This window comes from Acinetobacter sp. YH01019, from assembly GCF_013420285.1.
GTDB lineage: Bacteria > Pseudomonadota > Gammaproteobacteria > Pseudomonadales > Moraxellaceae > Acinetobacter > Acinetobacter gandensis.
This window is the reverse complement of record NZ_VOYM01000049.1, coordinates 22,826-29,863: the sequence shown is the minus strand read 5'-3', so window position 1 is coordinate 29,863 and position 7,038 is coordinate 22,826. Positions and strand designations below refer to the sequence as shown.

Genomic DNA, 7,038 nt, shown 5'->3' with positions numbered 1-7,038 from the left:
TTCCATTTTAGATATTTGTTTAAGATAAGATATAGCTCATTGAGATGTGTCATAGTATTCGTCGTTAGAAAACAATTATTGTGACATTATTTCAATGAGTTATCTATTTTTGTCGTGTACAGAGAAAGCGTTTATACAGTTCAATTTTGGGTGCAATAGTGTCGCCTGCCTGTTCTAAACCCAAAGTCACGTATTGATCTAGTTGCTGTAAAAAAGGCGTCTGCCAATAGCTTTTATCCACCCGATAACTGTGCAGCAAAATAATTTTTTCAACGCCTAATGTCACTGCATCCATTATTAATCGACGTAATACTTTGGGACGTGGCATCGCCACAATTAAAGTCACGGGATGCTTTGCTGGAACAATTTCTTCTTGTAATGGTTTGAGTTGAACACAAGTCTCGTCAATGCTCACGATCTCGGTTAAATAGCGTTTCCCTTCTCGAATACCAACTTTCAGGGTATCACCTACTTGAATATCCACATGCGTAGTTAAATGCTCAATTTGACGTTTGGCGCTAATACTCCAAAGTTCAGATTCAGTTTGACGAGGATCAAGCAAGACGATGTTCATAAATAACCAAATTAATTCACGCAAAGCATATGTCATTGAGGACAGGCGACATGGATGTCGCCAGTGCGCTGAGGTACAGGAAGTACCTTCAGCGTACAAAGGATTTTTGCTACTTTTAATCCTTTAAAAGTAGATTATGCCTACGAATAGGATGTTCGACTATCACCATAAAATAAGGCGGTGATAAAACTGACCTAATAAAAATTAATGTATCGCAAAATTCAAACTTAAAGGTACTGATCAATCACTTGAATATGTTGAGCCAATGACCCTGTATTCTTTTGCATAATCTGCTGCGCAGCAGCATTCAAACACTGAGCTTGAACCTTATCTTCGATTAACTCAAACAACACCTGAGCAGCCTGTTCTGCATCTTGCACTACTCTCACGCCTTGAGCAGCAACGAACTCATCCACAATGGTCTGGAAATTAAAATAATTCTTACCCAAAACTGTCGGCACATTTAACGCGATCGGCTCTAAAATATTGTGCCCACCACCCGGTTCATTTAGCGATCCACCCACAAAACAAGCCTGACTCAATGCGTACCACAACCACATTTCCCCCATACTGTCTGCTAAATACACTTGTGTATCAGGCAAAATGGTCTGATTAAGGCTGCGGCGCTGGGTATTTAAATTCAGTGTTTGCGATTCGGCATAGACTTCATCAAAGCGTTCAGGATGACGTGGTACCAAGATACATAACAGTTCAGGATGCTGATTTAAAAAGGGCTGCATTGCCGTGAGTAAATACTGTTCCTCAGGCGCATGTGTACTGGCTAAGGTAATGATTTTTCGATTCGCCAATTGCCATTGCTGTCTGAATTGTTCCGCTTGGGCAATAAAAGATGCTGGTGCGGCAATATCAAATTTAATACTGCCGACCACTTTTGCCCGTTCCTCAGGCATACCCAATTCAATAAAGCGCTGACAGCTTGCCTGATCTTGTGCTAACAATTGCTTTAAACTGCGTAACATCGGCTTAGTCAGACTTGGTACTTTGCCATAGCCCTTAGCCGACTTTTCAGATAAGCGTGCATTTATTAATAAGCACGGCACTTGTGCTTGATCGGCTTCAATCAGTAAATTGGGCCAAAGTTCAGTTTCGACCAAGGCCAACATTTTCGGTTGATATTTTTGAATAAAGGTACGAACTAATTTTTTTTGATCGGCAGGTAGATACACGGCTTGAAATAGCTGCGCATACGGTTCTTTTAGAAAAAGTGATTTTGCTCGAGCTTGACCTGTTTTGGTGGTATTCGTCACCAAAACTGAATGACCAGTTTTTAAATAATGCTCAATGAGCGGCTGTGCTGCATTGGTCTCCCCAACAGAAACCACATGAAACCAAATCGCCTGCGTATTTTTAACTGCTTGAAATGGCCCAAAGCGTTCTAGACACTCTTGTTGGTACTGTAAATCATCCTTCGCACGTTTTTTAATGCGCCATTGATATAGCGGCTTAATCAGCGCTAAAGCAGCGTTATACCAAAAAGGAGTAGTCAAATGTTGTCGCCCAAAATCAAATGGAATCGGCAGAATATATCAGAGCATTATCCACATGTTAATGGATAATGCGTATTCAAGTATCGATTAATACGTTGAACGGCCTGAACCAAATTTATTTTTCATGCTGGGATAATCAATATAGCCTTCGGCTACATCCGTTCCAATCATATTTTCTAACTGTAATTCATTCAATGGAGCATTCACCAGCAAACGTTCATACAAATCTGGATTGGCAATATATGCCTTACCAAAAGAAACAGCATCGGCTTTACCTGAAGCCAATAATTCAAGTGCATCCGCACGACTTAAACGCATATTGGCAATATATGGTACACCACCTGAACGTGCTTTCATCTCTTCACTGATACTGTCTTCTGCCAAATATTCACGTGTAAAGAAAAATGCAATTTGGCGTTTACCCAATTGTTCCATTACATAGCCGAAAGTTTCACGTGGAGCATCATCGCCCATATCATGTTCATCACCACGTGGCGCCAAATGTACACCTACACGACCAGCACCCCAGACTTCAATTAAGGCATCAACCACTTCGAGTAATAGACGTGTGCGGTTTTCTACAGAACCACCGTACTCATCTTCACGTAAATTGGTTTTACTTTGTAGGAATTGGTCAATTAAATAACCATTGGCTGCATGTAACTCTACGCCATCAAAACCTGCATCCTTGGCACGAATAGCGGCATTTTTATATTGTTCAACAATATTTTTAATTTCTGCAATTTCGAGTGGACGTGGTACCACATAGCCACGTTTTGGACGGAGTAAACTCACGTGACCCGCTTGTTGCACAGCACTTGCCGATACTGGTGTTTCACCATTCAAAAGTTCTGGGTCAGAGACACGACCGACATGCCAAAGCTGTGCGACAATTAAGCCCTCTTGCGCATGTACAGCTTCTGTCACCTTTTTCCAGCCTTGTACTTGTGCATCCGTAAATAAGCCCGGAGTATTACGATAACCATTGGCTTCTTCAGAAATGACCGTCGCTTCAGAAATAATCAGGCCACTACTGGCACGCTGTGCATAGTACTCAGCCATCATTGGGGTTGGTACACGATCATCAGTTGCACGGCAACGTGTTAATGGTGCCATGATGATTCGGTTTTTAAGATGGAGATCGCCTAAAATTAGCGGCGTATTGAACTCAGCCATAATTGCCTCGACGCTCACTTTGGTTTTGTTTTAAAGTGAGTTTTGCAAGTAATCAATATATTGCTGAATAAGGACTTCATTGCGGGAAAAATATGACCATTGACCATATTTTTCAGCTTGAATTAAACCCGCCTGCTGCAACACAGACAAATGATTCGACATGGTCGATTGAGAGACATTACCCAATTTTTCGATATTGCCTGCACAGACACCACGCTTAAAGCCGCCACATTGCTCTTCAGACAAAAACTGTTCTGGCGATTTCAACCATTCCAAAATTTGTCGGCGAGTAGGATTTGCAAGCGCTTTAAAAATTAAATCAACATCCATAATTCAGACTGGTTTAATCAAACAATAAAATGAACAACAAAGTTCTATTCAGCGTCCTGTGCTTAATATATCGCATTTTTTCGATTTTTATATCGAATATTTTAGATATATTAATAACAACACAATAGAACTTTGTTTTACAATAAATTTAAATTACAAACCTTGTTTCAGGCTGGCTTCAATAAATTTATCTAAATCACCATCAAGAACAGCACCGGTGTTTGAACTTTCAACACTGGTACGTAAGTCTTTAATACGTGAATCATCCAAAACGTATGAACGAATTTGGCTACCCCAACCAATGTCAGACTTTGTGTCCTCCAAAGCTTGAGCTGCATCATTACGTTTTTTCATCTCTAATTCATAGAGTTTTGCACGTAATTGTTTCCAGGCATGGTCACGGTTAGCGTGCTGTGAACGTTGGTTCTGACATGCCACGACAATACCAGTTGGTGCATGGGTTAAACGTACCGCAGAGTCAGTTTTGTTAATATGCTGACCACCAGCACCAGAGGCACGATAGGTATCCGTACGTACATCAGCTGGATTGATTTCAATTTCAATATTGTCATCAATTTCCGGTGAAACAAAGACCGCAGAGAATGACGTATGACGACGGTTACCTGAGTCAAATGGTGACTTACGCACTAAGCGGTGTACGCCAGATTCAGTACGTAACCAACCGTATGCATATTCACCTTCTACACGAATGGTTGCAGATTTAATCCCTGCCACATCACCGTCAGATTCTTCCATCACTTCAGCTTTAAAACCATGACGTTCAATCCAACGTAAGTACATACGTAATAACATAGACGCCCAGTCTTGTGCCTCTGTACCACCTGAACCCGCTTGAATTTCAACATAGCATGGATTCGGGTCCATTGGGTTGCTGAACATACGACGGAACTCAAGTTTTGCGAGTTCTTCTTCTGCTGCGCTCAACTCTGCTTGCACGTCCTCAAGCATGGATTCTTCATCCGCCTCAACCGCCAAATCAAGCATCGCTTGCGCATCTTCAAGTTGTGCAGACAAACCTTCTAATACATTAATAACGTTTTCAAGCTCGCCTTTTTCTTTGGCCATCGCTTGTGCACGGTTTTGATCATTCCAAATTGCTGGATCTTCCAGCTCACGTAGAACCTCTTCTAAACGCTCTTTCTTTAGATCGTAGTCAAAGATACCCCCGTAATGTTTGACCACGGTCGTTTAAGTCTTTTAGCTGTAATAGATACGGATTAATTTCCACGTGAATTACTCTCAATCAATAATTTTGGCTTAAATAGCCGCACATTATATCACAGACCTTTTATGCAATTTCAGACTGATTGAGCATCGTGGCGATTGACTTCACTGCCCACAATATGAACAATACGCACGCTTTATGATCTATTACAATTTTTTTACAACAATAATGTTAGAGGGTTTCATGAAAAAGACATTACTTGCACTAGGTTTAGCTGTTATCACTTCATCAACTTTTGCTTATGATGCGCAAATTGATGGTGGTTTTACTTATACAGATTGGGACAATGACATCGTAGATTCAAACGGATTGTTCAACTTACAAGGCACGTTATATTTAGACTCAGTAAACCCTAAAAATGGCCCATTAAACGAAGCTGCATTTTTAGGTCATAACAGCAATATTTATGCTAAATATAGCTATCAATATTTAGATACAAAAACAGTTGATGTATCAGATTATTTTCCTGTTTCAGGTCCGCTTGCAGGCAAAGCAGAATATGACAGCCACCATATTTCATTAGGTGCTGAATACTTCTTTGAACAATTCTACTTTAATGGTGAATTAGGCTACAAAGAAGAAAAAGCTGAAGTAAAAGTTGCTGGTATTTCAGCAAGCGAGGACTATGATTCAACAACATACCGCGCATTAGTAGGTTATTTACCTGTCTCTAACCTTTTACTTGCTGTTGGTATTGATGGCTATCAAGGCGACAACGATGAAGACGAAGACAACCGTTTTGCTGTTAAAGCAAAATACGTTGCACCTTTAAACAACGGTCAATACATCAACCTTGAAGCTGATGGTGCTTTTGGTGATGTAGATTCAGCAACGATCGGTGCAGACTACTACTTCGACCAAGCATTTAGCATTGGTGCAGCTTATAACATCGTTGATGACGGTGCAGAAGATACCGATTTCTTCGCTATTCGTTCAAAATACTTCCTTAACCCGAATCTAGCAATCGGTGGTCAAGTTGGTTTTGGTGATGATGTTCAAGCGTTCAACATCAACGCAACTTTCCGTTTCTAATTCACTTGAATTAGAAATTATATTTAAGAATTGCGCCGCATAATGCGGCGTAATTCTTTTATCTGTTTTGCAATAATTACTTTAAATTTAGAACATTTAATAATCAAAACCAACAAAATTCATATTATCTACACAGTTTTAATAAAACAAAACATTAAAAATAAGTTTATATATATCAAATATTTATAAATATTAAATTACATAAAATTACCAAATACACAGTTCAGCAACTTTGCGGTGATTGACCCTTTTCAAAAACTCTCTAGACTAAAAGTTGTAACAAAAAATGTATTAAATTTAGCCAAATATTTAGAGGGGTAGTTTCCATGAAAAAACTAGCAATTGCTTCAGCACTTCTTTCTGTAGTTGCAATCACAGGTACTGCACATGCATACCAAGCAGAAGTAGGTGCTTCAGCTGGATACATCGACCCAGATAATGGAAGCTCTGGTAGCCAATTTGGTGTAGATGGTACATATTACTTTAATCCAGTTCAAACACGTAATGCACCACTAGCTGAAGCGGCGTTCTTAAACCGTGCGAGTAATGTAAATGCACACGCAACATTTGCTGATCGCGGCGATGTTGATGACAATACTTATGGTGTTGGTATTGAATACTTCGTACCAAATTCAGATTTCTACGTAAGTGGTGACGTGAGCCGTAACAATGTTGAATACGATACGCCATTGGGTAAAGTAGACAATGATACAACGTATTACGGTGCTGAAGTTGGTTATCTTGCAGCGCCTGGTTTCTTAGTTGCCGCAGGTCTTAAAGGTTGGGACAACGATGAAGATGATGGTGTAGACCCTACATTGCGTGCGAAATATGTAACGACATTAAGCAATGGTAAAGACATCAATCTTGAAGCAGGCGCAGCATTTGGTGATCTAGATGAATTCAATCTAGCAGCTGATTACTTCATTGATAAAACCTTCAGTGTTGGTGCTGACTACTACAACAACGATGTAACTGATCGCAATGAAGTTGGTATCAATGCACGTAAATTCTTTAACCAACAAGTGAGCCTTGAAGGTCGTGTAGGCTTCGGTGAAGTTCGTAATAACGATTACAACTCTTTTGGTGTAGCAGCTAAATATCGTTTCTAATCTCTACTGAGGTTAGAACATAAAAAAACCGCTCTTATGAGCGGTTTTTTTATGTTCTCG

General features: G+C 40.0%; 6 protein-coding genes and 1 pseudogene. 2 read left to right on the top strand and 5 right to left on the bottom strand.

What is annotated here, in order from left to right:
• Nucleotides 1–124 precede the first annotated feature (124 nt).
• The 5 genes and pseudogenes from FTT84_RS11700 to prfB all read right to left on the bottom strand — a co-directional run.
• Nucleotides 125–574, bottom strand: a pseudogene (locus FTT84_RS11700) (RsmE family RNA methyltransferase); the annotation flags it as partial.
• Between the two features lie 227 nt (nt 575–801).
• Nucleotides 802–2,082, bottom strand: a complete 1,281-nt coding sequence (locus tag FTT84_RS11695; RefSeq protein ID WP_180081236.1) for a 3-deoxy-D-manno-octulosonic acid transferase — start codon at nt 2,080–2,082, stop codon at nt 802–804.
• Between the two features lie 87 nt (nt 2,083–2,169).
• Entirely contained in the window at nt 2,170–3,258 is a 1,089-nt protein-coding gene (locus tag FTT84_RS11690; protein ID WP_180081238.1) for an alkene reductase, read from the bottom strand.
• 30 nt (nt 3,259–3,288) lie between these two features.
• The gene (locus tag FTT84_RS11685) at nt 3,289–3,588 is read right to left on the bottom strand and encodes a helix-turn-helix transcriptional regulator (RefSeq protein ID WP_180057944.1); all 300 of its coding nucleotides are present in this window, start codon (nt 3,586–3,588) and stop codon (nt 3,289–3,291) included.
• 153 nt (nt 3,589–3,741) lie between these two features.
• A protein-coding gene (gene prfB / locus FTT84_RS11680; RefSeq protein ID WP_150922974.1) for a peptide chain release factor 2 occupies nt 3,742–4,837 on the bottom strand; the annotation gives its coding sequence in 2 pieces (ribosomal slippage) (nt 3,742–4,764 and nt 4,766–4,837; 1,095 coding nt in all).
• Nucleotides 4,838–5,017: 180 nt separating this feature from the next.
• On the opposite strand from prfB, the gene FTT84_RS11675 reads away from it, so the two are divergent.
• Together FTT84_RS11675 and FTT84_RS11670 are read left to right on the top strand one after the other, a co-directional pair.
• Nucleotides 5,018–5,866: a putative porin gene (locus FTT84_RS11675; RefSeq protein ID WP_180081240.1), complete on the top strand. Its 849-nt coding sequence runs from the start codon at nt 5,018–5,020 to the stop codon at nt 5,864–5,866.
• A gap of 326 nt (nt 5,867–6,192) precedes the next feature.
• Nucleotides 6,193–6,978, top strand: coding sequence for a putative porin (locus FTT84_RS11670; RefSeq protein WP_180081242.1), 786 nt, complete (start codon nt 6,193–6,195; stop codon nt 6,976–6,978).
• Nucleotides 6,979–7,038: the final 60 nt, after the last annotated feature.